At 68.3% G+C, this 25,983-nt stretch carries 31 protein-coding genes and 2 riboswitches; all 31 genes read left to right on the forward strand.

The features are described 5' to 3' along the window. The first annotated feature begins 45 nt into the window (after positions 1 to 45). Positions 46 to 621 carry a TIGR01440 family protein gene (locus QME70_06565; protein ID MDI6894255.1) on the forward strand — a complete coding sequence of 192 codons (576 nt, stop codon included), beginning with the start codon at positions 46 to 48 and terminating at the stop codon, positions 619 to 621. Between the two features lie 102 nt (positions 622 to 723). Next, positions 724 to 1,257, forward strand: coding sequence for a dCMP deaminase family protein (locus QME70_06570; protein MDI6894256.1), 534 nt, complete (start codon positions 724 to 726; stop codon positions 1,255 to 1,257). Further along, entirely contained in the window at positions 1,205 to 1,531 is a 327-nt protein-coding gene (locus QME70_06575; protein ID MDI6894257.1) for a MazG-like family protein, read from the forward strand. Before QME70_06570 ends, QME70_06575 begins: the two co-directional genes overlap by 53 nt. A 13-nt stretch (positions 1,532 to 1,544) precedes the next feature. Further along, positions 1,545 to 2,573, forward strand: coding sequence for an MraY family glycosyltransferase (locus QME70_06580; GenBank protein ID MDI6894258.1), 1,029 nt, complete (start codon positions 1,545 to 1,547; stop codon positions 2,571 to 2,573). A gap of 17 nt (positions 2,574 to 2,590) precedes the next feature. Further along, positions 2,591 to 3,718, forward strand: a complete 1,128-nt coding sequence (gene wecB, locus QME70_06585; protein ID MDI6894259.1) for a UDP-N-acetylglucosamine 2-epimerase (non-hydrolyzing) — start codon at positions 2,591 to 2,593, stop codon at positions 3,716 to 3,718. A gap of 45 nt (positions 3,719 to 3,763) precedes the next feature. After that, entirely contained in the window at positions 3,764 to 4,018 is a 255-nt protein-coding gene (locus QME70_06590) for an AtpZ/AtpI family protein (GenBank protein MDI6894260.1), read from the forward strand. Further along, positions 4,019 to 4,456 (forward strand): hypothetical protein, encoded by a 438-nt coding sequence (locus QME70_06595; protein ID MDI6894261.1) that lies wholly within the window; start codon positions 4,019 to 4,021, stop codon positions 4,454 to 4,456. Then, positions 4,453 to 5,256, forward strand: a complete 804-nt coding sequence (gene atpB / locus QME70_06600) for a F0F1 ATP synthase subunit A (GenBank protein ID MDI6894262.1) — start codon at positions 4,453 to 4,455, stop codon at positions 5,254 to 5,256. The genes QME70_06595 and atpB overlap by 4 nt, the downstream gene beginning before the upstream one ends. Continuing rightward, positions 5,253 to 5,492: an ATP synthase F0 subunit C gene (locus tag QME70_06605; protein MDI6894263.1), complete on the forward strand. Its 240-nt coding sequence runs from the start codon at positions 5,253 to 5,255 to the stop codon at positions 5,490 to 5,492. Before atpB ends, QME70_06605 begins: the two co-directional genes overlap by 4 nt. 60 nt (positions 5,493 to 5,552) lie before the next feature. Further along, complete coding sequence (gene atpF, locus QME70_06610) at positions 5,553 to 6,041, forward strand: F0F1 ATP synthase subunit B (GenBank protein ID MDI6894264.1); 489 nt, start codon at positions 5,553 to 5,555, stop codon at positions 6,039 to 6,041. Next, positions 6,038 to 6,583, forward strand: a complete 546-nt coding sequence (gene atpH / locus QME70_06615; GenBank protein MDI6894265.1) for an ATP synthase F1 subunit delta — start codon at positions 6,038 to 6,040, stop codon at positions 6,581 to 6,583. Before atpF ends, atpH begins: the two co-directional genes overlap by 4 nt. A gap of 101 nt (positions 6,584 to 6,684) precedes the next feature. Then, positions 6,685 to 8,268 (forward strand): F0F1 ATP synthase subunit alpha, encoded by a 1,584-nt coding sequence (atpA, locus tag QME70_06620; GenBank protein MDI6894266.1) that lies wholly within the window; start codon positions 6,685 to 6,687, stop codon positions 8,266 to 8,268. Between the two features lie 55 nt (positions 8,269 to 8,323). Next, on the forward strand, positions 8,324 to 9,175 hold the full coding sequence (atpG, locus tag QME70_06625) for an ATP synthase F1 subunit gamma (protein ID MDI6894267.1): 852 nt from the start codon (positions 8,324 to 8,326) through the stop codon (positions 9,173 to 9,175). A 116-nt stretch (positions 9,176 to 9,291) separates the two neighbouring features. Next, on the forward strand, positions 9,292 to 10,701 hold the full coding sequence (gene atpD / locus QME70_06630; GenBank protein ID MDI6894268.1) for a F0F1 ATP synthase subunit beta: 1,410 nt from the start codon (positions 9,292 to 9,294) through the stop codon (positions 10,699 to 10,701). Positions 10,702 to 10,758: 57 nt separating this feature from the next. After that, on the forward strand, positions 10,759 to 11,187 hold the full coding sequence (locus tag QME70_06635; protein MDI6894269.1) for a F0F1 ATP synthase subunit epsilon: 429 nt from the start codon (positions 10,759 to 10,761) through the stop codon (positions 11,185 to 11,187). 95 nt (positions 11,188 to 11,282) lie between these two features. Then, entirely contained in the window at positions 11,283 to 12,536 is a 1,254-nt protein-coding gene (gene murA, locus QME70_06640) for a UDP-N-acetylglucosamine 1-carboxyvinyltransferase (GenBank protein ID MDI6894270.1), read from the forward strand. A 111-nt stretch (positions 12,537 to 12,647) separates the two neighbouring features. Continuing rightward, complete coding sequence (gene spoIID, locus QME70_06645) at positions 12,648 to 13,619, forward strand: stage II sporulation protein D (GenBank protein ID MDI6894271.1); 972 nt, start codon at positions 12,648 to 12,650, stop codon at positions 13,617 to 13,619. Between the two features lie 754 nt (positions 13,620 to 14,373). Next, on the forward strand, positions 14,374 to 14,802 hold the full coding sequence (locus QME70_06650; GenBank protein MDI6894272.1) for a M23 family metallopeptidase: 429 nt from the start codon (positions 14,374 to 14,376) through the stop codon (positions 14,800 to 14,802). 190 nt (positions 14,803 to 14,992) lie between these two features. Further along, positions 14,993 to 15,247, forward strand: a complete 255-nt coding sequence (spoIIID, locus tag QME70_06655) for a sporulation transcriptional regulator SpoIIID (GenBank protein MDI6894273.1) — start codon at positions 14,993 to 14,995, stop codon at positions 15,245 to 15,247. Positions 15,248 to 15,319: 72 nt separating this feature from the next. After that, positions 15,320 to 16,339 carry a rod shape-determining protein MreB gene (gene mreB, locus QME70_06660; GenBank protein MDI6894274.1) on the forward strand — a complete coding sequence of 340 codons (1,020 nt, stop codon included), beginning with the start codon at positions 15,320 to 15,322 and terminating at the stop codon, positions 16,337 to 16,339. A 156-nt stretch (positions 16,340 to 16,495) separates the two neighbouring features. Then, a riboswitch (cyclic di-GMP riboswitch) is annotated at positions 16,496 to 16,581 on the forward strand. A 73-nt stretch (positions 16,582 to 16,654) separates the two neighbouring features. Beyond that, positions 16,655 to 17,395, forward strand: a complete 741-nt coding sequence (locus tag QME70_06665; protein ID MDI6894275.1) for a flagellar hook-basal body protein — start codon at positions 16,655 to 16,657, stop codon at positions 17,393 to 17,395. A gap of 116 nt (positions 17,396 to 17,511) precedes the next feature. Continuing rightward, a complete protein-coding gene (locus QME70_06670; GenBank protein ID MDI6894276.1) occupies positions 17,512 to 18,264 on the forward strand; it encodes a flagellar hook-basal body complex protein in 753 nt (250 codons plus the stop codon). Positions 18,265 to 18,373: 109 nt separating this feature from the next. Next, on the forward strand, positions 18,374 to 18,670 hold the full coding sequence (locus QME70_06675; GenBank protein MDI6894277.1) for a hypothetical protein: 297 nt from the start codon (positions 18,374 to 18,376) through the stop codon (positions 18,668 to 18,670). Between the two features lie 224 nt (positions 18,671 to 18,894). After that, a riboswitch (SAM riboswitch) is annotated at positions 18,895 to 18,997 on the forward strand. Positions 18,998 to 19,044: 47 nt separating this feature from the next. Beyond that, positions 19,045 to 20,091: a hypothetical protein gene (locus tag QME70_06680; GenBank protein MDI6894278.1), complete on the forward strand. Its 1,047-nt coding sequence runs from the start codon at positions 19,045 to 19,047 to the stop codon at positions 20,089 to 20,091. 133 nt (positions 20,092 to 20,224) lie between these two features. Beyond that, positions 20,225 to 21,481 (forward strand): methionine adenosyltransferase, encoded by a 1,257-nt coding sequence (gene metK, locus QME70_06685; GenBank protein ID MDI6894279.1) that lies wholly within the window; start codon positions 20,225 to 20,227, stop codon positions 21,479 to 21,481. A 118-nt stretch (positions 21,482 to 21,599) separates the two neighbouring features. Continuing rightward, positions 21,600 to 22,064: a hypothetical protein gene (locus QME70_06690; protein MDI6894280.1), complete on the forward strand. Its 465-nt coding sequence runs from the start codon at positions 21,600 to 21,602 to the stop codon at positions 22,062 to 22,064. A gap of 23 nt (positions 22,065 to 22,087) precedes the next feature. Beyond that, positions 22,088 to 23,767 (forward strand): sensor domain-containing diguanylate cyclase, encoded by a 1,680-nt coding sequence (locus QME70_06695; protein MDI6894281.1) that lies wholly within the window; start codon positions 22,088 to 22,090, stop codon positions 23,765 to 23,767. Next, positions 23,755 to 24,591, forward strand: coding sequence for a ComF family protein (locus tag QME70_06700; protein MDI6894282.1), 837 nt, complete (start codon positions 23,755 to 23,757; stop codon positions 24,589 to 24,591). The genes QME70_06695 and QME70_06700 overlap by 13 nt, the downstream gene beginning before the upstream one ends. Then, complete coding sequence (locus QME70_06705; protein MDI6894283.1) at positions 24,575 to 25,030, forward strand: hypothetical protein; 456 nt, start codon at positions 24,575 to 24,577, stop codon at positions 25,028 to 25,030. Before QME70_06700 ends, QME70_06705 begins: the two co-directional genes overlap by 17 nt. A 27-nt stretch (positions 25,031 to 25,057) precedes the next feature. Next, complete coding sequence (flgM, locus tag QME70_06710) at positions 25,058 to 25,363, forward strand: flagellar biosynthesis anti-sigma factor FlgM (GenBank protein MDI6894284.1); 306 nt, start codon at positions 25,058 to 25,060, stop codon at positions 25,361 to 25,363. 108 nt (positions 25,364 to 25,471) lie between these two features. Next, complete coding sequence (locus QME70_06715) at positions 25,472 to 25,975, forward strand: flagellar protein FlgN (protein ID MDI6894285.1); 504 nt, start codon at positions 25,472 to 25,474, stop codon at positions 25,973 to 25,975. Positions 25,976 to 25,983: the final 8 nt, after the last annotated feature.

Raw genomic sequence — 25,983 nt, forward strand, 5'->3', positions numbered from 1 at the left:
GCCGGGAGGAAAGTGGGGGGCGGGCAGGTGAGTGAGGAAAGCACTCTGGGATGGGAAGCAATCCGGGACAGCGTGGCCCGGGCTACCCTGGAACTGATCGAGGTGGCGGGGTTCGAGCCCGGATCCCTGCTGGTGGTAGGGTGCAGCACCAGCGAGGTACTGGGGTACCGCATCGGCAAGGGCTCCAGCCTGGAGGTGGGCCGGGTAATCGCCGGCACCCTCCTGGAGATCCTTCATCCCCGTGGCATGTACCTGGCCGCCCAGGGTTGCGAGCACATAAATCGGTCCCTGGTGGTGGAAAAAGAGTATCAGGAGAGGCACCACCTGGAAGAGGTCACGGTGTGGCCGGTGCCGCGGGCGGGCGGGGCCTTCGCCAGCGCCGCCATCGACCTCTTCCGGCACCCGGTCATGGTGCGGGCGGTGCAGGCCCAGGCGGGCATGGATATCGGCCACACTCTCATCGGGATGCACATCAAGCCGGTGGCGGTCCCGGTGCGGCTGGACGTCACCCATGTGGGGAAGGCCTGTCTGGTGCTGGCGCGCAGCCGTCCTCCCCTGGTGGGAGGAGAACGGGCCGTCTACCGGCGGCCGGGCACACCTGTGCCCCCTCCCGACAAGTAGGCCGGCGGTGCGGAACCGGGCGGCCGGGAGCGGAGTCTGTTATGTTGAGCGGGAAGTGATCGGTTGAGGAAGGAAGGGGAAGCCCCCTCCGGCGCCGAAGATATGGCCGGCACCCCGGACAGGCCCCCGGCTGTGAGGGACAGGCTCCCGCAGCGCCCGAGCTGGGACGAATACTTTATGCAGGTGGCCCGGGTGGTGGCGGGGCGGTCTACCTGCCTGCGGCGGCAGGTAGGGGCGGTGATCGTGCGGGACAAGCGCATCCTGGCCACGGGGTATAACGGTGCCCCCACCGGTCTGCCGCACTGCCTGGACATCGGGTGCCTGCGGGACCAGGTAGGAGCCCTGTCGGGGGAGCGCCAGGAGATCTGCCGCGCCTCCCATGCCGAGCAGAATGCCCTGGTGCAGGCGGCCCGGTACGGTATCGCGGTGGAAGGGGGCACCCTGTACTGCACGACCTTTCCCTGCTCCATCTGCGCCAAGATGCTGGTCAACGCCGGCATCCGGCGGGTGGTTTACGAAGAGGAATACCGGGATCCCCTGGCCCGGGAGATCCTGGACCTGGCGGGAGTGGAAGTGGTGCAACTTGAAGGTCCCCGCCTGCGAGACGAAGACCGTAGCCCTGCCCCGGCTGAATAACCTGCGTCCCACCCTGGAATCCACCGCCCTCAAGCTCATGGAGGAAGCGGGGGAGCTGGGGGCGGCCATCGGCAAGCTGCGGGGGATGAACGGAGAGCAGGTGACGGCCGCCGGGCCGACGGTGTACCGTGCCATCTGCCGGGAGCTTCTGGACGTGGCCCAGACCGCCATCACCATGATGTACGTGCTGGAGGAGCAACACGGGGTCGACATCGAACAGGCCCTGGCCGAGCACATCGAGAAGCTGCTGGCCAAGGGATACCTGAAGCTGTAACGGGGGGTCGGCATTGCGCACTGGGATGGTGTTCCTTTCCGCGCTGGTCCTTTGCCTGGTGTTGACACCTCTGGTAAGGAAGCTGGCCCTACACATGGGGGCGGTGGTCAAGCCCTCCGGGCGCAGCGTTCACCTCCGCCCCATACCCCACCTGGGCGGGGTGGCCATATACGTTTCCTTTGCCGTGGCTGTCCTTCTGGCGGGCGGCGCCGCCGCGCCGGTGGTGAGGGGGACGCTGCTCGCCGGCCTGTTCATCTGCCTCTGGGGGGTGTGGGACGATTTCTCCCCCATGCCGGCCTGGCGCAAGGTGCTAGGGCAGCTCCTGGCCGCCGGCATCCTGGTGGCCCACGGGCTCACCATCCCCTGGCTGGTCGGCCCGTGGGACCGGTACATCGACCTGGGCTGGCTGGAGATCCCCCTGACCGTGTTCTGGCTGGTGGCCATGATGAACGTGATCAACCTGGTGGACGGTCTGGACGGGCTGGCCGCAGGTATCAGCTGCATTGCCTCCTTCACCCTGTTCTTCGTGGCCCGGGGTCAGGGGGTACCGGAGGCCCTCCTCATGACCACCGCCCTGGCCGGGTGCACGGCAGGCTTCTTGCGTTACAACTTCAACCCCGCCCGCATCTTCATGGGTGATGCGGGGGCTCTCTTCCTGGGGCTCGCCCTGGGGTCGGTATCGGTGGCCGGTGCCATGAAGACGGCCACCGTCATCGCCGTCATCATCCCCCTGGTGGCCCTGGGTATCCCCGTCCTGGACACCGCCTTCGCCATCCTTCGCCGCCTGCGGGACGGCCGTCCCATCTACGAGGCGGACCGCGACCACCTGCACCACCGCCTGCTGGGGATGGGGCTCAGCCAGCGGCAGGCCGTGCTGGTGATGTACTTCCTCAGCCTGGTGTGCGGTGTGGTGGCGGTGAGCCTGAGCCGGGTGCGGGTTGAGCTGGGCCTGGGCATCGCGGCGGTCGCCGCCCTGGTCATTCTCCTGGGCGGGCGCTGGTTCGGTTTGCTCCACGCCCGAAACGGTCGCACCAGGCACTGATGGATGCCGTGCGGGTGATGGCGGTGTTCGGCACCCGGCCGGAGGCCATCAAGACGGCGCCGGTGGTCCTGGAGCTGCGCAAGGATGGCCGCTTTGCCGTGGAGGTGGCGGTCACCGCCCAGCACCGGGAGATGCTGGACCAGGTGCTGGAGCACTTCGGCATCGCGCCCGAATACGACCTGGACATCATGCTGCCCGGCCAGACCCTCACCCAGACCACCGTACGCGGCCTCGCCCGCCTGGAGAGGGTGCTGCGGCGGGCGCGTCCCGACCTGGTGCTGGTGCACGGGGACACGGTCACCACCATGGTGGGTGCGCTGGCGGCCTTCTACCAGCAGATCCCCGTCGGGCACGTGGAGGCCGGATTACGCACCCGTCACAAGTACGCTCCCTTCCCCGAGGAGATGTGCCGGCACCTCACCGGGGTGCTGGCCGATCTTCACTTCGCCCCCACCGCCCGTTCCCGGCAGAACCTGCTGGAAGAGGGGGTCCCCCCGCAGAGGATTTGCGTCACGGGCAATACCGTCATCGATGCCCTGTTGTGGACGGTGCGCCCCGATTACCGCTTCCGCCATCCCCGCCTTGCCGGGATGGACTTCCAGGGCGGGCGGGTGATCGCCGTGGACGTGCACCGGCGCGAGAACTTCGGGGCACCCATGCGCAGCATATTCCGGGGACTGCGCCGGCTGGTCCGGGAGCGCGCCGATGTCCTCCTGGTGGTCTCGGTGCACCGCAACCCCCAGGTGGTAGCGGTGGCCGAGGAGTTCCTGAGCGGAATCCCCCGCACCGAGCTCCTGGAGCCCCTGGATTACCCGGACTGGGCCAACCTGATGAACCGCTGCTACCTGGTCATCACCGACTCGGGTGGGTTGCAGGAAGAGGCACCGGCCCTGGGGAAGCCGGTGCTGGTGTTGCGCGAGGTGACCGAGCGCCCCGAGGCCCTGGAAGCCGGGACGGTGAAGCTGGTGGGCGCCGACGGCGACGCCCTTTTCCGGGAAGCGGTGCTGCTGCTGGATGACGCGGGAGCGTATGGCCGGATGGCAACCGCAAAGAACCCTTACGGGGACGGACGCGCGGCCTGGCGTATCGCCGCTGCGCTGAGGCATCATTTTCTGGGAGAAAATCCCCCGGTGGACTTCGTGTGACGGCAGGAGGAATCGGAGTCCGGGGGGAGAATAGAAGGGGAGGTTGTGCGCTACTCAGGGCTGGCATTATCGTTCGGCCTGCTCATGATCGTCCTGGCCGGACTGGGGTTCCTGGGGGGACAGGCTCTGGACAGGCGCCTGGGTACGTTCCCCCTGTTCGCCATCCTGGGGGTGCTGGCCGGCATAGGCCTGGCCTTTTACGACCTGTTGCGGGAGATCAGCATGGCAGACCGGCTGGAGAGACAGCGCCGGCGCGAACCCAAAGCCGGGAGGAAAGGTGACGGGCAGGAGGATGATTAGGTGACGGGGCTGGCAGCCATGGGGCCCTTCGCAGCGGACGTGGGGCAGGGTTTCGCCCTCTGCCTCACCGTGGCCGCTGTCTCCGATCTCATCCTGCTCCGCCGGTGGAGGCACCTCACCGGGCGTGCCGCTCGGCCGGGCGGCACGCGCCCACGTGCGGGCAGGCGCCCGGTGCAGTGGCGGGCCCTGATGGTCGTGAGCCTGGGGCGCCTGGCGGCGGACGCAGTCGGTCTCTTGCTGGTGTTCTTTCTCTTGCCCGGGGAATGGGCCCTCATCGGGGGTGCCCTGGGACTGGTGATCTGGCGGTTCCTCTGGGTCGCGCTGTCCACCCGCCGCCTGCCCCGCCCATCGGGTCTGGCGGTACCGGGGGGCGGCGAGCGGGGGACGGGCTGCGTTCCGGACTCCATGCCCGGCCGCCATGAGGAGGCAGTCAGTTGACCGCAGGCGATGCTGCCTGGTGGCTGGCCGAGGCGGAGCACGAGTCCGCAGCGGCCGCCGCCCACGGAGACACCCTGTTTCACATCGGTCCTCTTCCGGTGACTTCCGCCATCACCACGGCCTGGGCCATCATTGCCCTGCTGACACTCCTTTCTTACCTGGCCACCCGGCGCCTGGAAAAGGTGCCCGGTTCCCGCCTCCAGAACGCGCTTGAGGCGGTGGTCGAGTACCTGGAGGGACACTTCGGCTCCATCCTGGGGAAAGAGCGGGCCTGGCAGTACCTCCCCTTCCTCAGCACCTTCTTTCTGTTCATCATCATCTCCAACTACGCGGGCATCCTGCCCGGAGCCGGGCACCTGAAGGGGTTCGCCGCTCCCACCAGCCACCTGGGGTACAACGCGGGGATGGCGCTGGTGGTGTTCTTCTCGTACCACTATTTCGGGGTGCGCGCCCGGGGGATGGCCTACTTCAAGCACCTGGCCGATCCCCCCTACATGCTCCCCCTTAACCTGGTGGACGAGCTCGTGCGGCCGCTGTCGCTGTCCCTGCGTCTCTTTGGCAACATCTACGGGGGCGAGGCCGTGCTGGCCGTGATGCTCACCGTCCTTCCCTACTTCCTTCCCACTTTCATGATGGGGCTGGAGTTGATCTTCGGGTACATCCAGGCCCTCATTTTCACCACACTGGCTGCCATTTACATTGCCGGGGCCACCGAGCACCATGAGCTGGTGGCGGAGGACGAGCACCACCGTCACCGGGGCCCCGGTCCGCGCGCGCAGGGAAAGGAGGTGTTGCCGTGACTATCGGTGCGGGTCTTGTGGCTCTGGCCGCTGGCCTGGCGGTGGCCATCGCCGCCGTGGGGAGCGCCACCGCCCAGGGGAAGACGGCCGTGGCCGCTCTGGACGCCATCTGGAGGCAACCCGATGCGGCGGGTGATGTGCGGGGCGCCATGATGCTGGCCCTGGCCTTCCAGGAAGCGCTTACCATCTTCGTCATGCTGGTGGCGCTGATGCTGGCCCTCAAGGTGACGGCTTAACGCCGGCCCTGCAGGTTCCCGGAAGCTTGCTGGGCCGGCGCAGCCCGGGAGGTTCGTGGCGTGATCGAGTTTCGCTGGTACGAACTGGTCTGGGCGGTAATCAACTTCAGCATCCTCTTCTTCCTGCTCAGGAAGTTCCTCTTCGGACCGGTCATGGGCATGATGGAGAGGAGGCGGCAGGAGATTGCCGCCAACCTCAAGCAGGCCGAGGAGGCCCGCCAGGAGACCGCTCGTCTCCAGGCCGAGTACCGCGGGCAACTGGCGGCCGCCCAGCGGGAAGCCCAGGAGATCATGGACCGGGCGGTGCGGGCGGCGGATGAGGCCAGGGCCCGGCTGGTGAGCGAAGCCCAGACCGAGGCGGCCCGCCTGCGCGACCGGGCGGTGGAGGCCATCACCCAGGAGAAGGAGAGGGCCCTGGCCGAACTGCGGGACGAGGTGACCAGCCTGGCCATAGCCGCGGCCGGTCGCATCATCAGGCGGACCATGACCGAGGAAGACGAGCGTCGCCTGGTGGAGGAGTTCGCCCGCGAGATGGGTGAGTCGCGGTGACCGCAGGGCGGGTGCTGGCCCGCCGCTATGCCCGCGCCTTGTTCCTGGCCGCGCGGGCGGCGGGAAAGGTGGAAAAGGCAGAGGCCGACCTGGCGCAGGTACGGCAGGCGCTGGATCAGGTCCCCCAGCTCAGGCAGATCCTGGGGGGCGTGGCGGTGCCCCGCGCCCGCCAGCGAGAGCTCCTGCAGGGGATCTTCGCGGGCCGGGTGGACGGCCTGGTGATGAACCTGCTCCTCCTGCTTCTGGACGAGCGCCGGCTGCGGCTGCTCGACCAGATCGAGCGTGAGTTCCGCATCATGGCCGACGAGGCGCGGGGAATCACCCTGGTGGAGGTGATCTCCGCCCGGGCCCTGTCCGGTCCGGCCGAGGAAGCCCTGCGGCAGGGGCTGGAGCGGAAGCTGGGACGGCGGGTGCGTATGGAATGCACCGTGGATGCCGCCCTGGTGGGAGGGGTCCAGGTCAAGATCGGGGATACGCTCTATGACGGGAGCGTGCGTGGCCAGCTGGAGAGGTTGAAGGAGCGCATGGTGGCGCGCGCCTGACATGCGTGCGGGTCCGGCCGGTGCGGCGCCGCCGCGGGCAGGCGCAGCGCGAAGCGGGAGCGCGTTGGTGGGGGTGATGGGGCTTGAGCCTGGGAGCCGGAATCCGGCCGGAAGAGATAACGGCCATCATCAAGCAGCAGATCGAGGGATACCAGCCCGAAGTGGATGTGTCCCACGTGGGCCGGGTCATCTGGGTGGGGGACGGCATCGCCCGGGTGTGGGGCCTGGAGTCGGCCATGTACAACGAGCTCCTGGAGTTCCCGGGCGATACGTACGGGCTGGCCCTCAACCTGGAGCTGGACAACGTGGGGTGCGTCATCCTGGGACCCTACCGCCACATCAAGGAAGGGGACGAGGTACGGCGCACCGGGCGGATCGTGCAGGTGCCCGTGGGCGAGGCCCTGGTGGGCCGGGTGGTGAACGCCCTGGGTCAGCCGGTGGACGGTAAGGGACCCATCCAGACTCCCCACTTCCGGCCCGTGGAGCTCGTGGCCCCCGGTGTGGTCTTCCGGCAACCGGTTTCTCGGCCCGTGCAGACCGGGCTGAAGGCCATCGACTCCATGATCCCCATCGGGCGCGGGCAGCGCGAGCTCGTCATCGGCGACCGGCAGACGGGCAAAACCGCCCTGGCCGTGGATACCATCATCAATCAGAAGGGCGAGGGCGTCATCTGCATCTATGTGGCCATCGGCCAGAAGGCGTCCACGGTGGCGGGCGTGGTGCAGGCCCTTGAGGAGCACGGGGCTATGGACCACACCATCGTGGTGGCGGCCACGGCCTCGGAGCCGGCGCCGCTCCTTTACATCGCCCCGTACGCCGGCTGCGCCATGGGAGAGTACTTCACGTACACGGGCGGGGATGCCCTGCTGGTGTACGACGACCTCACCAAGCACGCCTGGGCCTATCGGGAGATGTCCCTGCTCCTGCGCCGCCCCCCCGGGCGCGAGGCATACCCCGGCGACGTGTTCTACCTCCACTCGCGCCTGCTGGAACGTGCCTGCTGCCTGGCACCCGAGCATGGAGGGGGTACCCTCACCGCCCTGCCCATCATCGAAACCCAGGCCGGCGACATCCATGCGTACATCCCCACCAACGTGATTTCCATTACCGATGGGCAGATTTTCCTGGAATCCGACCTCTTCTACGCCGGCGTGCGCCCGGCCATCGACGTGGGCCGGTCTGTTTCCCGGGTGGGGGGCAAGGCGCAGATCAAGGCCATGCGGCAGGTGGCGGGGAGCCTGCGCCTTGACCTGGCCCAGTACCGGGAGCTGGCGGCATTTGCCCAGTTCGGTTCCGAGCTGGACAAGGCCACCCAGGCCCGCCTGCGTCGCGGCGACCGGCTGGTGGAACTGCTCAAGCAGGGGCAGTACCAGCCCATGCCTGTCGAAGAGCAGGTGGTGGTAATCTACGCCGGGGTCAACGGGCATCTGGACGACCTCCCCGTAGAGAAGGCGCTGGCGTTCGAGGACGGCTTCCTCAAGTTCCTGCGCCGCGATCGGCCCCACATCCTGGGCGAGGTGCGGGAGAAGAAGGAGCTCAGCGACGAGACGGTGAGGCAACTCGAGGAGGCCATCTCCACCTTCAAAGAGGCCTTCACGGGCGAGCCCGGGGCCGCCGCTCCGGCTGTGGCACCGCCGGCGGCGGAGGCCTCCGCTTCGCAGGCACCGGCGGCCAGCGCCGGCTGAGCGGGGGCACCGGGCCGTTGTGGCGACCGACGTGGGACCGGGGACGGGGAGATAGATGGCAGGGATTCTGGAGATCCGCCGCCGGGTAAGGGCGGTGAACAATATCCAGCAGGTGACGCGTGCCATGCAGATGGTGGCTGCCGCCAAGCTGCGGCGCACCCAGGAGCGCCTGCTGGCGGCGCGGCCATACGCGGCTGCTCTGCAGGAGATCATCGCCGACCTGGCCCGCCGGGGACCGGTGCTGGATCATCCTTTCTTTCGGCCCCAGGGAGGCCCGGTGGCCTACCTGGTCGTGGGCGGGGATCGCGGTCTTTGCGGCGCGTACAACATGAACGTGGTGCGCCGAACCCTGGACGAGGTCACCGTACGGGGAGGCGACGCCATGGTGGTCACCGCCGGGCGCCGGGTCCGTGACTTCCTGCGCCGGCGGGGAGTTCCGGTGGAGGCAGAGTACGCCCCCCTGGGCGAGGAAATCGAGCTCAAGCTCGCCCGGGTGATGGCTGATCGCCTGGGTAGCGCCTTTGCGGACGGGCGCTGCCGGGAGTTGCGGGTCATCTTCACCCGCTACATCTCCACCGGCACCCAGCAGGTGGAGGAGCAGGTGCTGCTCCCCCTGGTGCCGCCGGGAGGCGAAGAGAAGAGGGCGGTGGTGGAGTACGACCTGGAGCCTTCCCCGCAGGTGGCGGCTCAGTTCCTCCTGCCCCGCTACCTGCAGGTGGAGGTGTACCGGCTGCTCCTGGAGGCCAAGACCTCCGAGCACGCCGCCCGCATGCGGGCCATGGCCAATGCCACCGACAATGCCGAGGAGATGATCACGGAGCTCACCATGGAGATGAACCGGGAGCGGCAGGCGGGCATTACCCGCGAGATCGCGGAAATCGTGGGCGGGGCCGAGGCGCTCAAGTGAGCCGGCCAGGCCGGCGCCTGCGGCCGAGGGCCTCAGGTGAGCCGGCCGGCCGCAGCGGGCCAGGCCCGCGCGCGGTGGCGGGCGAGGCGGGGGCACGAACTGGTAGGGGGATGGCTATGAACGAGGGACGCGTGGTGCAGGTCATCGGCGTGGTGGTGGACGTGGAGTTCCCGGAAGGAGAGCTTCCGCCCCTGTACAACGCCGTGCGCGTGGTGGGAGACTCCGAAAGCCAGGTCGACGTCATCATGGAGGTGGGCCAGCACCTGGGAGACAACGTGGTGCGGTGCGTCTCCATGCAACCGACGGACGGCCTCCGCCGCGGGATGCGGGCCGTGGACACGGGTGGTCCCATCACGGTGCCCGTGGGCCGGGAAGTGCTGGGCCGTATCTTCAACGTGCTGGGCCAGCCCGTGGACGGCGGGTCTCCCCCCGACGTGAAGGAGCGCTGGCCGATCCACCGTCCGCCCCCCGGGGTGGCAGCGGTTGACCCCGCCCGGATGATGCTGGAGACGGGTCTGAAAGTGGTCGACCTCCTGGAACCCTACCCCCGCGGCGGCAAGGTGGGGATGTTCGGCGGCGCCGGGGTGGGCAAGACAGTCATCCTTATGGAGCTCATCCACAACGTAGCCTACCAGCACGGGGGCTTTTCCGTATTCTCCGGGGTGGGTGAGCGTACCCGCGAGGGCAACGACCTCTGGCTGGAACTGAAGGAGTCGGGGGTACTGGACAAGACCGCGCTGGTCTTCGGCCAGATGAACGAGCCTCCCGGCGCGCGCCTGCGGGTCGGGCTGGCCGGCCTCACCATGGCCGAGTATTTCCGCGACGTGGAAGGCCAGGACATGCTCCTGTTCATCGACAACATCTTCCGCTTCACCCAGGCCGGGTCGGAAGTGTCGGCGCTGCTCGGGCGCATGCCCTCGGCGGTGGGATACCAGCCCACCCTGGCCACGGAGATGGGCCTGCTGCAGGAGCGCATCACCAGCACGCACAAGGGTTCCATCACTTCGGTGCAGGCCATCTACGTGCCCGCTGACGACTACACCGATCCCGCGCCCGTCACTACCTTCGCCCACCTGGACGCCGTCACCCGCCTGGAGCGCTGGATCGCGGAGATGGGCATCTACCCGGCCGTGGACCCGCTGGCTTCCACCTCCCGTCTCCTCGACCCGGCCGTGGTGGGCGAGGAACACTACCAGGTGGCCCGCGAGGTGCAGCGGGTGTTGCAGCGGTACAAGGACCTGCAGGACATCATCGCCATCCTGGGGATGGACGAGCTGTCGGAAGAGGACAAGATCGTCGTGCACCGGGCGCGGCGCATCCAGCGCTTCCTGTCCCAGCCCATGTTCGTCGCCGAGGCGTTCACGGGCCGGGCGGGCGTGTACGTCCCCGTCAAGGAGACGGTGCGCGGCTTCCGGGAGATCCTGGAAGGAAAGCACGATGATCTGCCCGAAGGGGCGTTCCACCTGGTGGGCACCATAGACGAGGCGGTGGAGAAGGGCCAGCGTATGCTGGCCGAGGCCCGCTGACCGCCGGTGCCGCGAGGCGGCTGGCCGAGGGGCTGCTGAGGAGGGCCGGGTGACGGCATGGCGGATAGGGTGGAAACCGGAGGTCCCGTAGTTCTGGAAGTGCTCACGCCCGCGCGGCGGGTGCTCAGGGATGCAGTGGAAGCGGTGGTCGTCCCCGGGCGCCAGGGCTTGCTGGGGGTCTTGCCCCGCCATTCGCCCATGCTGGTCATCCTGCGTGCCGGGGTGGTGCTTTTCCGGCGGGAAGGCAGGAAGGAGCGGTTGGCGGTGAGCGGGGGCGTGTGTCAGGTCCTGGAAGACCGGGTGCTGGTGCTGGCGGATGCCGCCGAACTGGCCCACGACATTGACGTGCTGCGGGCCCGCGCCGCCCGCGACCGGGCCCTGGCCCGGCTCCGTTCCCGTTCGGCCCAGGTCGACGAGGCGCGCGCGCGGGCTGCGTTCGAACGGGCCGTGGCCCGGCTGCGCGCGGCTGGCGCCGACAAATCGTAGCCAGTTTGCGAAGCATTTGAGCGAGTTGGGTTGCATACGCCCTTCGCCCCGACAGCCAAACTATGATAAGGAGATAGGCGGGGCGGAGGCAGGAAATGGAATCCAGGCTGGTAGTCAATGGGGGTAATCGGCTTTTCGGCGCGGTGCCCATAGAGGGGGCCAAGAACTCGGCCCTCCCCCTTCTGGCTGCGTCTTTGCTCGCCGAGGGCGGGGTGGTCCTGCACCAGGTGCCGCGGCTGGACGACGTCCGCACCATGGTGGAAGTGCTGCAGGTGTTGGGCGCCAGGGTGAGTGCCGACGGCCGCACGGTGATGGTCTCCGCAGGCCGGTTGGACGGTCATGAGGCCCCCTACGAGCAGGTGCGCAGGATGCGGGCCTCTCTCCTCGTCATGGGTCCCTTGCTGGCCCGGGTGGGCAAGGCCCGCATGGCCCTCCCCGGTGGATGCGCCATCGGTGTGCGACCCATCGACTTGCATATCAAGGGTCTCTCCGTGCTGGGGGCGCGCGTGGCGGCCCGGGCCGGGCAGGTGGACATCCGCGCCTCCGGCCTGCAGGGCGGGCGCGTGTACCTGGACTGGCCCTCCGTAGGTGCCACCGAGAACATCATGATGGCGGCAGTGCTCGCCCGGGGCACCACCTACATCGAAAATGCGGCCGAAGAGCCCGAGATCGTGGACCTCGCCAATTTCCTCAATGCCATGGGCGCGCGGGTGGTGGGGGCGGGGACCAACGTGATCAGGATAGATGGTGTGCCCCAGCTGGCCGGGGGCGAGCACACCATCATCCCCGACCGCATCGAGGCGGGCACCTACCTGGTGGCGGGCGCCATCACCGGGGGCGACGTGACGGTGGAAGGTGTGGTTCCCGAGCACCTCAAGGCGGTGGTGGCCAAGCTGCGGGAAGCGGGGGCGGTGGTGGAGGAGGACGCCACCCGCGTTCGCCTGCGGGCCCAGGGGCGGCCCCGTCCCACCGACGTGCGCACCATGCCCTACCCGGGTTTCCCCACTGACATGCAGGCTCAGATAATGGCGTTGCTTTCGGTGGCCGACGGATGCAGCGTGCTCACGGAGACGGTGTTCGAGAACCGCTTCATGCATGTGGAAGAGCTCAAGCGCATGGGGGCAAACATCAAGATCGAAGGCCGGAGCGCCGTGGTGAGGGGGGTGAAGAAGCTCACCGGGGCCCCGGTGAAGGCCAGCGACCTGCGGGCCGGTGCCGGGCTGGTGCTGGCCGCCCTGGCTGCAGACGGCGCTACTGAAGTGTCCGGCGTCAACCACCTGGATCGCGGTTACGTGGACCTGCACCTCAAGCTCCGTTCCCTGGGCGCCGCCGTAACCCGCACCGTGTAAGGCCGCCTGTGCCGGGCCTGCGTCGCGATCAAGGCGACGGCCATCCCTGCTCTGCAGCTGCGGCGGCATAGGCTCGCCAGAGCTGCCATAGAGTGGGCATTGGGTGGTGAGTTGAAGCGAGCTTTGCTTGCTCTGCTTGGCTTCCTGGTGCTGTTGCTGATTTTTCTTCCCGCCCTGCTGGTGGGCATAAAGCCGCGCCCCGTACCCCCCTCCGCCGGGTATGCCATCACGGTCAGGGTCCTGCGCCACGACAACGGACAGACCCTCGATCTGCCCCTGGAGGAATATGTGAAGGGTGTGGTGGCAGCCGAAATGCCGGCTGCCTTTCACCCCGAGGCCCTGAAGGCGCAGGCGGTACTGGCCCGAACTTACGTGGTGCGGCGGCTGCGGCTGTTCGGCGGACCAGGGGTGGCCGACGGGAGCGCCGATGTTTCCTCCGATCCCACGCAGGGACAGGCATGGTTGGACCAGCGGGCCCTGCGCCAGAAGTGGGGCCTGCTGGGCTACTACCGTTACTGGGGCAAAGTCTCCGCCGCAGTGGACACCACCAGCGGGCAGATCCTCACCTATCAGGGCGAGGTGGCCGACGGGCTTTACCACTCCACCTGTGGAGGGCACACGGAATCGGCCCGCGAGGTATGGGGAAACGACGTCCCCTACCTGACCGGAGTACCGTGCGATTACTGCCGCCAGTCGCCGCGCTACCGCACCCAGGTGTACGTCCCGCTGCGCACCCTCGGGCAGGCGGTGCCTTCCTCGGCGGGAGGGTCTTCTTCCGGGGCAAGCAAAACACCGGTACCTGAACTGCTGGAGTCCACCGTGACGGGGCGGGTCAGGTTGCTCCAGGTGGGGGGAGTGACCGTCAGGGGAACCGAGGCTCGTGAGCGCCTGGGCCTGCCCTCCACCTGGTTCTCCTGGCAGGTCGAAGGCGACCGCGTGCGTTTCGACGTCCGGGGCTGGGGGCACGGGGTGGGGATGTGCCAGTACGGCGCCGACGGCCAGGCCCGGCAGGGCCGCTCCTACCTGGAAATCCTGCAGTACTATTTCCCCGGCACCACCGTCCGCCTCATTTTCTCCGAATGACCGTCCCCGCAGGCGGTCGCACGCGCCATGCTCTGGCCCCCGGCAGTGGGGCGGCCGGCGCGTGCACGGGGGGCGTGGTCCTGTCGACGTGGGTCCGCCAGCGCCGGACGTGGACAGGCCTTCACCCAGGATATGCATAATCTGGTAGACCGCTGGAGAGCATACGGGTGGAGGTGAATTCGCCCTGACCCGTAACCTGAGCGGTGCGCCCCACGGCCATGGGCCCCACAGCGCACCGGATGCGGACAGACACGCGCAGCGCTCGCAACCTGCGGACAGGTCCCCGCTGCGCTCGCACCCGGCGGAGGAGTCGCCGCGCCGCTGGCGCGTGAAGGGAGCCGCCAGAGGGCGGCGGAACGGTGCGGACCGAAGGTGGGCTGGCCTCAGCGGCCGCCAGTGGGCCTACCTGGCGGTGGGAGTGTTCATGCTGGCCTGTCTCACCGTTCCCGGCCTCATGTGGTTGCTTTCACCGCGTGCGGGCATCCCTGCCTTTCCAGTCCCCACCGGCACCCTCAGCGGGACCGCCCCGACCCCTTCGGCCCCGGGAGAGTCCTCGGCACCCTCCAGCGCCGCCACGGCTGCTGGTGGTGCCTCTGCACCCGCCGGTGGCGCCGCTTCGGGAGGTACCGGAATGGTACCCCCAGCCCCTAAGGGTCCTGAGACGCCGGCGGGAGGGACGCAGCCGTCAACCACGAAGCAGGTCGGGGATCGGACAACGACCGGGCAGGCCGGGGATCGGGCGGTGGTCGCCGCTGTGGCGCCGCCGGAAGCGGCCGGGCCCGCACCGGGAGAACTGGCCTGGCCCCTGCCGGGGAAGGTGACCGCCGATTACGGCTTCGCCTACTCGGAGGTCCACGGGGATTGGAGATTGCACGCCGGGATCGATCTGGAAGGAGAGGGGGGCCGCGCCGTCACTGCGGCTGCCGGAGGCGTGGTGAAGCTGGTATCCCGTAACCCGAGGGACGGATGCGTGGTGGAAATCGACCACGGGGGCGGCATCGTGACCGCCTACCTGCACCTGGGGAAGGCCCTGGTGCGCAAGGACGACAGGGTGAACCGGGGGCAGGTCGTCGGTCACCTGGGCGAGCCGGGTGAAGGCGAGCCGGGCGGACCGCACCTGCACTTTGAGGTGAGGATGGACGGGAGCACCCGGAACCCCCTAGACTGGCTGTCCCCGCGTTAGGCGCCGCCGCGGCCCACCCCGGGCCGGGGCCACGCAGAGGCCCGCCCCGGGCCGGGGCCACGCAGAGGCCCGCCCCGGGCCGGGACCACGCAGAGGCCCGCCCCGGGCCGGGACCGGACAGGTGGGCTAGTCTTTTCCCGCTGGCTCCCACATATGATGTACCGCAGGCCGGTGCGAGGGGGGCCAGAGGGTGAACGACTTCATCTGGAGGCGTGTCTTGGACGTTTCCCAGTACATTTACCGCACCGGAGCCACGGTGAGGGACGCGGCCCGCCAGTTCGGGGTATCGAAGAGCACCGTCCACAAGGATGTATCCGAAAGACTACCGCACATCAACGTGGAACTGGCCGATCAGGTAAGAAAGGTCCTGGAGTTCAACAAGGCCCAGCGGCACATCCGGGGAGGAGAGGCGACCAGGCGTAAGTATCAGACGGTCACGCGCTAGCGGGCCCCGAAGGAAATCGCCCCATCTCGTGGAAGAAGAGGAGGGAAGCAGGGAAGACCGGGGGGATCTGGCTTGGCGACTGACGTGGGGGTGGACCTGGGGACCGCCAGCGTGCTCATTTTCGTGCGCGGCAAGGGAGTGGTCCTGCGGGAGCCTTCCGTGGTGGCGGTAGCAGCCGACACCGGGAGAGTCCTGGCGGTGGGTGAGGAGGCTCGCCGCATGCTGGGGCGCACCCCGGGGACCATCGTGGCGGTGCGTCCCCTGCGAGAAGGTGTGATCGCCGACTTCGACCTCACCGAAGCCATGCTTCAGCATTTCCTGGCCCGGGTGCTGGGCAGGCGGGCGATCCTGCGTCCCTCCGTGGTGGTGTGTATCCCCTCGGCCTGTACGGCGGTGGAGCGGCGGGCGGTGATCGAAGCGGCCATGCGTGCCGGAGCCAGCCGGGCCCTGGTCATCCAGGAACCCCTGGCTGCCGCCCTGGGGGCGGGGCTGGACATCACCCAGGCGCGGGGGCACCTGGTGTGCGACATCGGCGGCGGCACCACCGATGTGGCGGTCATATCCCTGGGAGGGGTGGTGACCGCCGGCAGTGTCAGGGTGGGCGGGGACAAGTGCGACGAGGCCATCGTCCGCTACCTGCGGCAGCGGCACAACCTGGGGGTGGGTGATCGCACCGCCGAGGAGCTGAAGATCGGCATCGGCACCGCTGCGCCGGACCTGCGGCATGACGAGATGGAGGTGCGGGGGCGAGACCTCGTGAGCGGGTTGCCCCGCAGCTTCATGGTGACGTCGATCGACCTGGCCGAGGCCATGGCCGAGCCCCTGTCGGAGATCCTGCACCTTATTCGCGGGGTCCTGGAGCGTACCCCTCCCGAACTGGCCGCTGACATCGCCGACCAGGGTGTGGTGTTGACCGGCGGAGGGGCGCTGCTGCACGGCATGGACGTGTTCATCTCCCGAGAAACGGGCCTCGCCGTGCACATACCCGACGATCCCATTTCCTGCGTGGCCCGGGGGACGGGCCGGGCCCTGGACTTCCTCGCCTGCCATCCGGACCACGTGGAGTTCATGCGCAAGCTGAGCGTGGTGTGAGATCCCCGGGACGGTGGCAGCCCGCTGCCGCTGCCCGCAGCCCTGCCTGACGCTGCCTGCACCGGCCCGGGCCTGAAGGCGTGGCCCGCTCCCAGCGCACTTCTTAAGAAGGATTTTCCGGACTGGTGGCGAATTACCGATACAGTGAAATAGATCCTCGCGAAACGGCAAACCCGTCGAAAGGCGGGGGCGCAAAGCCACGGGTCTAAAGCCTCGCGGGTCATGATGGCCGGGCTGCCGAACGAGGTCCTTCTGGTTTGTGAGGGCCTGCCCGGCGGCAGGCCCTCCCGTTTGGTGAGGATAGGGGGGCGGGCAATGCTGAGGGGCATCTATGCGGCCGCAAGCGGCATGGCCGCGGGACTCGACCAGCTGGATGCAATTGCGGACAATGCGGCCAATGCTCAGACGCCCGGCTTCAAGGGGCGCGTCCCCGTGGTCACGGGCTTTCGTTCCCTGATCCTTTCCCGCATAAGGGATGGCCCTGTGGCGGAGGTCGGTCCTCTCTCAACCGGGGCCGGAGTGGAAGCCCTGGTCACGGATTTCGGTGCCGGTCCTCTGCGACCGGCAGAAGATCCCCTGGCCGTGGCCATCACCGGGCCGGGTTTCTTCGTCGTCCAGGCGCCCGGCGGGGAGGCCTACACCCGCAACGGCATGTTTCGTCTGGACAGCCAGGGAAGGCTGGTCACCGGTACGGGCCATCTCGTGCTGGGAGAACAGGGTCCCATCGAAGCCGGACCCGATGCCTCGATTCTGGCCACCGGCGAGGTGGTGAGCGGGGGCCGGGTGGTGGATCGCCTCAGGGTGGTCGATTTCGCCCGGCGGGATGCACTGCAGCGCATCGGGGACGGGCTCTTTGTTGCCGGGCCGCAGGCGGGACTGCCGCGAGCGGTCGAGGCAGCACTCACGCCGGGATTTGTGGAGAGCGCCAACGTCAATCCGGTGACCGAAATGGTGAGGCTGATCGCCGTGCTCCGGGCTTACGAAGCCTGTCAGAAGGCCCTCCGGGTGCAGGACGATACCCTCGGGCAGGCGGTGCGGGAAGTCGGCCGCGTCTGACGTGCAGCCGCAGCGGCCCGGCCGCTGGTCGCTGCGGGGGGGCTGCGGCCCGTTGGGGCGGGGTGGCTCCTGAGACGGCCGCCGGGTCAGGCGGTCAGGGGAAGGGGGAGGTCGAGATGCTGAGGGCGTTGTGGGCGGCGGCATCGGGAATGGTGGCCCAGCAGACGGCGGTGGATGTCATTTCCCACAACCTGGCCAACGTCAACAGCCCCGGTTTCAAAGCCACTCGGGTCGAGTTCGGAGACGTGGTGGCGACTACAAATCCACCTCCGCCCACCGGGGAATCTCCGGTGGGGGCGGGGGTGAGGGTGGTGGCGACCATGCCCTCTTTCCTCCCGGGCCAGCTGGAGGAAACCGGCCAGCCCCTCGACCTGGCCATCCACGGGCCCGGATTCTTCCAGGTGGAGCTGGAAAACGGGGACATCCTGTACACGAGGTCGGGTTCGTTCCACATGGGGTCTGACAGGCGGATATACAACTCCGATGGACACCAGCTGGTGGTTTCTTCGTGGGACACGCTGGAAGGAGTCGATGCCGGGTCCATCCACGTCGATACCGGTGGGCGCATCCAGGCCCAGGCGGGTGGAGCGTCCCACGAGCTGGGGCAAGTCACTCTGGTGACGTTCCCCAACCCAGCCGGATTGCAGGCCGTGGGAGGGGGGCTCTACCGCCAGACGGATGCTTCGGGCGAGGCGGAAACGGACAGTGCACCGGGAGAGATCTGGCAGGGCTTTCTGGAGAGGGCGAATGTGCAGGTCGTCGAAGAGATGGTGGGGCTGATCATGGCCCAGCGCGCGTACGAGATGAACAGCAAGGTGGTGCAGGCCGCCGATGACATGCTCGGCATGGCCAACAACCTGCGCCGTTAATCGGGGGGTGGTCCCCGCGGCCGCCACGGCGAGCGATGAGCGGCATGGTGGGCAATCCGCCGCTCTCAGAGAGGCATGCGAGGGATTTGCCGCCATCCTGTGGGAGGAAGTGCTCAAGACCGTTGAGCGCGCCATGCTTCCCGGTATGGCTCGCGTAGCCGGTGGTTCCGTGTACTCGGGTCTGGCCCTGCAGGGCATGGCGCGGGAGATGGCAGGTCAGGCCGGGCTGGCTGACTTCCTGTACCGGGCCCTGTCTCAGGGTTCGTTGCCAGGCCGCCAGCTCCCGGCGGAGGCACCGGGCGACCCCACGCCGGCGTGTAAGGGGGGCCGGGCAGGGGGAGCGGGGCCGGTGCCCGGAAGGAAACCGGCTTCACCTGAATACAATATGGGTGGTCAGAACACATAGCGGTGGTGACGCCCGGTGGCTTCCGGGTCACCGGGCGTTTCCCGGAGGCGGGCCTCAATACTCCCGGCCCAGGCTAGGGGCCCGCCTTCTTATTGCCCGGTGGCGGCAGCCGGCCGGCTGCACCTCGGCCACGGCGCGCTGGCGGCAGTCGGTTGCGGGCGCGCCTTCTTATTGACAGGAACCCCCTGGTTATGGTAGCGTTGATGCGCAACCGAATAGCGTGGCTCTTATCAAGAGTGGTGGAGGGACGGCCCCGATGAAGCCCGGCAACCGGCCCCGGCGAGGCAGCGGTGCCAAGCGCCGCAGATTCTTTCTGAGGGATGAGAGGCGCGCAACGCCCCAAGCCTCTTCGGAAAGAAGGGGTTTTGCGTTTCATGAGGGAGCAAATGCAGCCCGGAGAGATGATGGCGACAGGGATCGGCAGCCTGCCCCACCGGCGGGCGGAAGATGGGGTGCAGGCCGTGGTGTCCGCGTTCCCCGACCTGCCTTACTGGCCGCAGCTCCCCCGGCGCGCGCCGGAGGAAAACATGTACCGCCAGTTCCTCACCGGGATGCCCGGCCTGGCGGAGCGGGATGGCTCCCCCGCCGTGCCCGACTGGGATGCGTTCTGGAGCGAGCTGGGCGACCTGCTGGGCAGGTATACGGCTGGCGACGATTCGGCCGGAGTCATCCCCCGGGAACGGGCGGCCGGCCTGTGGGCCCTCGCCGACCGGGCGCAGGAAGTGAGACATTCTGCCGCCGTCAAGGGGCAGGTGACCGGCCCGGTGAGCCTGGGGCTCTCCCTGCCCGGACCGGACGGTAGGCCCGTCCTGTACGATGCCCGGGTGATGGAGGCATTGCTGTCCTTGCTCGAGCTGAAGGTGCGCTGGCAGGAGCGGTTCCTGCGGGAGATCCACCCGGTCACTTTGATCTTCCTGGACGAACCATACCTGGGTACGGTGGGATCGGCATTCTACGCCTACGATGCCGGCCAGGCGCGCGACTGGCTGCAAAAGGTGCTCGGGGGGGCCCGCGGGTTGACCGGTATCCACTGCTGTGCCAACACGGACTGGGGCATGCTCCTGGGACTGGACATCGACGTGATATCGTTCGACGCATACTCCTACTTCGAAAGCTTCGCCCTGTACGTGCCCGCCCTGCGGGCGTTCCTGGAGCGGGGCGGGTGCATCGCCTGGGGAATCGTTCCCGCCGACGGGGAAGCCATCCGCCGGGAGTCAGCCGCATCGCTGGTGAAGCGCCTCGAAGAGGAGATCGCGGCCCTGGTGGCGGCGGGGCTACCCCGAGAGCGGCTGTTGCATCAGGCCCTCGTCACACCCTCGTGCGGGCTGGGTTCCCTGACGGTGGAAGACGCGGAAGAGGTGCTGCGGGTATGCCGGGAAGTATCGCGTTCGGCCAGGAATCGCTTTGCCCTGCACGGTTGATGACACGCGGGTGAGGGAATGGGGTCGGCGTGGGTCGGCGGGTAACGCCGGGCAGCCCGGCGACGGCGGACAGTTACGGAACAGCGGAGGTCGGCGCAACAGCGCCTGGCAAGCAGGGAAGGGAGGTCCGAAGGTGCCTCAGGGTCGTTATCTGTTCACTTCGGAGTCGGTGACGGAGGGGCATCCCGACAAGATCGCAGACCAGGTTTCCGATGCCATCCTGGATGCCATCCTGGCAAAGGACCCGGACGCCCGGGTGGCCTGCGAGACGGCTGTGAAGACCGGCCTGGTGCTCGTGTTCGGGGAGATCTCCACCGTTTGTTACGTGGACATGCCCCACATCATCAGGGAGACGCTCCGCCAGATCGGATACACGCGGGCCAAGTACGGCTTCGACTGCGACACCTGTGCCGTGCTGACCGCCATCGAGGAGCAGTCGCCCGACATTGCCCTGGGCGTCGATCGCGCCCTGGAGGTGAAGCAGGGAGGTTCGGGGGACGAACTTGACCTCACCGGGGCGGGCGACCAGGGCATGATGGTGGGCTACGCCTGCCGCGAGACTCCCGAACTCATGCCCCTGGCCATCTCCCTGGCCCACAAGCTGGCCCAGAGGCTGGCGCGGGTGCGTAAGGAGCGGGAGATCCCCTACCTGAGGCCGGACGGCAAGACCCAGGTGACCATCGAGTACGAGGACGGCGTCCCCCTGCGGGCCGACTGCATCGTGGTGTCGGCCCAGCACAGACCCGACGTTCCCCTGGCGGCCCTCAAGGAGGATGTCATCGAGCACGTGGTGCGCCCGGTGGTGCCAGCGCGCCTCCTGGACGACCGCACGCGCATCCTGGTCAATCCCACGGGGAGGTTCGTGGTGGGTGGCCCCCAGGGCGATGCAGGCCTGACGGGGCGCAAGATCATAGTGGACACCTACGGTGGATATGCCCGCCACGGCGGCGGTTGCTTCTCGGGCAAAGACCCCACCAAGGTGGACAGGTCGGGGTCCTACTACGCCCGGTACGTGGCCAAGAACATAGTGGCCGCCGGCCTGGCCGACAGGTGCGAGCTGCAGGTGGCTTACGCCATCGGGGTGGCCAGGCCCGTATCGCTCATGATCGATACCTTCGGCACCGCTGCCGTCCCCGAGAGCCGCATCCTGGAGCTGGTCGAGCGCCACTTCGACTTCCGCCCGGCGGCCATCATCTCGCAGCTAGATCTGCGGCGTCCCATCTATCGGCAGGTGGCCGCATACGGTCACTTCGGCCGGCCCGAGCTGGACCTGCCCTGGGAGCGCACCGACCGGGCCGCCCTGCTGCAGGCGGCAGCCGGCATCGCCGAAACCGCGTCCCTCCACGCCGCCGCGGCCGCCTCTGCCTCTGCCCACCCCGCCAGGCGGTAGAGGCCCGCGCCGGCGACCCCGCCGCTCCGGCCCGTCCTGCCTCCGACTCCCTAGCGGCATCGCGGTCGGTCGATGAACCTCTGGCGCATATAATGGCGGGTGCCAGGGGGGAGCGGGCTTGGGGTGGCTGGTGGCCGCGGGACTGGCGGTTTTTTCTCTGGTGTTCTGGCAGGCACTGGCGGGCTGGTGGCAGGCGAGGGGGAGGTCTGGTTTTCGCCATCCCCTGCTCATGGTGTTGATCCGCGATCAGGCTGAGGTGGTCGAGGGGCTGCTCAGGATTCTGCTGCGCCTGCTGGCCTGGTCGCCTGCCACGCGGGCCTGGGAAGTTATGGTGCTGGACGCAGGGTCCGGCGATGAGACTCCGCACATAGCGCGACGGTTGCTGGCCGGGGCAGGCGTGTCCTTCGTGCAGGCGGGGCCGGAGTGGTGCCGCATCGTGGAAGACTTCGCCTGGGGAGGTCGGCCCGTCTTGCTGGTGCCGCTGCTGACTGCGCAGGGGTCATCCCACCTTCCGGACGGGGTGGTCTACTTTCTTGGTGGAAAGAGCAGGATGACGTTTCCTGATGGCGAATTACCCGATTAATGTAATGCGGGGAGTGGGAGGGGTTGACGGGCCGGGAGCCGGGTTATCGGGTCTACGCGTGGGTGGTCGGGTTGCTGGGCATCGCCGCTGCCCTGGTCCTGTCGGCCCGGGGGGCGCAGACCGACCTGCGACCGCTGCTTCTCTTTTGCGCCATGGGCACCGTGGCCGAGTTCCTGGACGTCCGCCTGCCCACCGGGATTCGGCTGAGCCTCAATTTCGCCACTGTATTGCCGGCCTTCCTGGTCCTGGGGACGGTGGAGGCAACCTGGGTCAGCATGGCGTCTTCGCTGCTGGGCAACACCCTTCCCCGGCGGCGGCCGCTTTTCGTGGGTGTTTTCAACATGGGGCAGTATGCCCTGGCGTGTCTCGCCGCGGGCTCGGTTTACCAGGCTGCAGGTAACGGCATGGGTCCCGGGGTCCTGTTGCTGGTTCTCACCTACTTCGTCGTCAATCATCTTCTGGTCACCTGGTATGCCGGCTGGAGAGATGCGGGCGACATCAGGCGGGCCCCCCGCAAGGCCATGGAGGTCGTGCGTGGTTCCGTCTCCTGGGACGGACTGAACTACCTGGTAAGCGTGCCCCTGGGCGTCAGCATCGCCTTCACCTTCCGGCAGCAGGGTCCGCTCTGGGCCCTCCTGGTATTCATTCCGGTGCTGGCGGTGGCTTACATCCTGAGGCTGCACCTGGAATTGCAGGCCGTTCACCGCCGCCTCAGCGTGATCCAGCAGGTGGGGCAGGAGCTCAATGCCGCGCTCGAGCGGGAGCGCGTGCTGGACATGCTGACGCAGGCCATCCGCAGGCTGGTCACGTGCGACGTGTGTGCCATCTTCCTGCGCGACGGCGAGGACGGGACCCTGCGTCTGGCCCGCCTGGACCATCCCTATCCGGCGGGGTTCCCCCTATCTGCTTTGCGGCCGGGGGAGGGGGTGCTGGGGCGCCTGGTGGCCGAGCGGCGGGCTGCGGTAACCGCAGATGCCCTGGCGGCGGGCTGGGTGCAGCCCGCTCCGGAAGATCCGGCTCCGCCGCGGGGGGCGGCCATGGTGCCGCTCCTGATGGACGGGGGCCTTCTGGGCGTGCTGTGGGTTTCGTCGGCCCAGCCGGGTGCCTGCTCGCCCCAGGAGCTACAGGCCCTGCAGGTGCTGGGCACCCAGGCGGCGGTAGCGGTACAGAATGCCACTCTGTACCGCAGGGCGGAAGAGCTGTCCGTGACCGACGACCTGACCGGGCTTTACAATCACAGGTACTTCACCAGGCAGTTGCAGTACACCATCGGCCAGTGCCGCGCCCGGCGCGACAGCGTGGCCCTGGTGTACGTGGACCTGGACGGCCTGGGGGAGTACAACAATAAATACGGCCACGTGGTGGGAGACGAGTTGCTGCGCGAGTTCGGGCAGGCGCTGCGGTCGGCCGTGCGGGAGATAGACGTCCCCACCCGGTACGGGGGCGACGAGTTCGCCGTCATCCTGGCCGGGGCCTCCCGGGAGGAGGCCCTGGTGGTGGCGGAACGCATCCGGGCCCGGCTGGAGTCTCACGCCTTTCGGGGACCGGAAGGCCCCCTGCGCATCACCGCCAGCGTCGGGGTGGCCGTGTTTCCCGACGATGCCCGGGAGGCCACCGACCTGGTGCGGGAGGCCGACCAGGCCATGTACCGGGCTAAGACCATGGGTGGCAACCGGGTGATGCGCGCCCAGTGTTCAGCCTGATGGGCGGGCAGGGATTCGTATGCCCCCTTGGGGGTGGGTCGGGGCCGGGCCATCTGGGCCGGGGTGGGTGGGCGCTGGATCGTTTCATCCCGGTCGGGAGGTACGTCCTGGAGGGCATTGATCGCCTGGTGTTTCCCCTTCCCGGGGGATGTCCGGTGTGTGGCCGGGAAGGCATTTTCCCCACATACGTGTGTACTTCCTGTCTCCGGGAATGGCGCCGCGAGTTGCAGCGGTCGTGCCCGCGTTGCGGTCGTCCCGGCGCAGGCGGCCTCTGCCCCGAATGCGAGCACGGGACCGTCCCGTGGGGGCGGGTGCGGCCCGCAGGAGTATACCGGGGGGCCCTCCGGGAGCTCATCTGCCGGTTCAAGTATGGTGGGGAACGCTGGCTGGGTGCTCCCCTGGGGGAGATCGTGGCGGGCGTGGGTCTGGCGACCCTTCCCCGTCCCGATTCTGTGGTACCGGTTCCTCTCACGGCCGGCCGGTACCGGCAGCGGGGGTTCAATCAGGCGGAGGATCTGGCCCGGGCGGTGGGGCGGCACTGGCACGTCCCCGTGATCAGGGCGCTGGGCCGCCGGCGAACCGGACGTCGTCAGGCCGGGCTCAACCGGGCGGCCAGGTGGGAGAACCTGGCGGGGACGTTTGTACCCCTTTTGGATCTGCGCGGAGCGACGATTATCCTTGTGGACGACGTGATGACCACCGGTGCTACCCTGGCCTACTGCACCCTGGCTCTGCGCCAGGCGGGGGCCGCCCGGGTGGACGGGCTGGTCCTGGCCACCGTACCCGGCGACGAAAGGTGTCCGGCAGATGCAGGAGATGCGTAACTGTCCCAGGTGTGATCGCGTCTTTGTCTTCCGGGGCAGGGAGATCTGTCCCTCCTGTGTGGCGGAAGAGGAGGAGCAGTTCGAGCGGGTACGCCTTTTCCTGCGGCAATCGCCCGGAGCCACCCTCGAGGAGGTGGAGGAGGCAACGGGCGCGCCCTCGGAGCTCATCCTGTCTTTCCTTCGACAGGGTCGCCTCATGGCCACGGACGGCCTTAAGGGCGCTGTCGTCTGCCAGCGTTGCGGTGCGCCCGTGGACGGAGGATACCTCTGTGCCAGCTGCTCCCGCGAGCTGGCGCAGGAGGTGGGCCGGGCGTCGCAGAGGCCGAAGCAGGAGCCCCAGGATGAGGGTGCCCCCGAGGCTCAGAAGCCGGGCTCATCGCGGGGACGCATGTACGTGGCCGATCTGGTTAAGCGGCACCGGGAAAACGACGATGAATGAAGATAGAGATCTCTGGGAGGGTATCTCATGAAGATTTCCAACCGCCAGATCCAGAGCGTGATTGAGGCATATCAGAAGCGGCTCGAGGCGGTGGACTCCGGTCAGCGGGCAGGGGTGGCGCGCAGGTCGGGTTCCCGCAGCGACAGGGTGGAGTTTTCCGCCGACGCTCAGGAACTGGCCCGTCTGGCGCAAATGGTCAGGCAGATGCCCGAGGTGCGGGAGGACGTGGTGCGGCAACTGGCGGAGACCCTGAAAGACGGCAGCTATCACGTGCCCGCCCGGGACGTGGCCGAGAAGATGGTGGTCAGGTATCTGGCCGACCACCTGCAGTAGCGCCGGAGGGGAAGTGGCCCGCAGTACGGGTGGCCGGCCCGCTGCAGCACGGCGGGGGCCGGGTGCTCCCGGCCGGCGGGCAGCAGTTGGCCGAGGGGGCGGGGCGCCATGGATCGGAGCCTCATTACCAGTCTCATCGGGGTACTGGAAGCTCACGAAGAAGTTTACGGTGACCTTCTCAGCCTGGGTCGGAGGCAGAAGGAACTGGTGATGAAGGGAGACCTGCCCGGGCTGGAGGCGCTTCTGGAAGTCCAGCAGGCCCTGGTGCATCGCGCCGGCCACCTGGAGGGTGAGCGGTCCCAGGTGACGGATGGCCTCGCCCGCAGTTGGGGAATCCCCGTTGAGTCCCTCAGCCTGACCCGTATCCAGGAGCGCTGCCAGGAGAACAGCTGGCCGGAGGCGGCCCGGCTGGGGGAGTTGAGGACCTCTCTAGAGCGGCTGGTGGTTGACCTGCATGAAGTCAACCAGGAGAACGAGCGCCTGCTCAAGCGGGCCCTGGCCCTGGTGAGGCACACCCTGGACCTGGTGCTGCCGATGGAGGCGAGCCCCGGTTACAGCTCCAAAGGCCACCGGCGCCGGGATGTCCCCCGTGCGGTGGACCGCCATGCCTGACAGGGGGT

The organism is Bacillota bacterium (assembly GCA_030019365.1).
Taxonomy (GTDB): domain Bacteria; phylum Bacillota; class Sulfobacillia; order JACIYH01; family JACIYH01; genus JACIYH01.

Bases quoted from the DNA above. Each gene is read 5' to 3' on its own strand.
- QME70_06570 (MDI6894256.1), top strand. From the start codon at position 724: ATGGCCGGCACCCCGGACAGGCCCCCGGCTGTGAGGGACAGGCTCCCG.
- wecB (MDI6894259.1), top strand. From the start codon at position 2,591: ATGGCGGTGTTCGGCACCCGGCCGGAGGCCATCAAGACGGCGCCGGTG.
- atpG (MDI6894267.1), top strand. From the start codon at position 8,324: ATGGCAGGGATTCTGGAGATCCGCCGCCGGGTAAGGGCGGTGAACAAT.
- atpD (MDI6894268.1), top strand. From the start codon at position 9,292: ATGAACGAGGGACGCGTGGTGCAGGTCATCGGCGTGGTGGTGGACGTG.
- QME70_06635 (MDI6894269.1), top strand. From the start codon at position 10,759: ATGGCGGATAGGGTGGAAACCGGAGGTCCCGTAGTTCTGGAAGTGCTC.
- murA (MDI6894270.1), top strand. From the start codon at position 11,283: ATGGAATCCAGGCTGGTAGTCAATGGGGGTAATCGGCTTTTCGGCGCG.
- QME70_06665 (MDI6894275.1), top strand. From the start codon at position 16,655: ATGCTGAGGGGCATCTATGCGGCCGCAAGCGGCATGGCCGCGGGACTC.
- QME70_06670 (MDI6894276.1), top strand. From the start codon at position 17,512: ATGCTGAGGGCGTTGTGGGCGGCGGCATCGGGAATGGTGGCCCAGCAG.
- QME70_06680 (MDI6894278.1), top strand. From the start codon at position 19,045: ATGAGGGAGCAAATGCAGCCCGGAGAGATGATGGCGACAGGGATCGGC.
- QME70_06705 (MDI6894283.1), top strand. From the start codon at position 24,575: ATGCAGGAGATGCGTAACTGTCCCAGGTGTGATCGCGTCTTTGTCTTC.
- flgM (MDI6894284.1), top strand. From the start codon at position 25,058: ATGAAGATTTCCAACCGCCAGATCCAGAGCGTGATTGAGGCATATCAG.
- QME70_06715 (MDI6894285.1), top strand. From the start codon at position 25,472: ATGGATCGGAGCCTCATTACCAGTCTCATCGGGGTACTGGAAGCTCAC.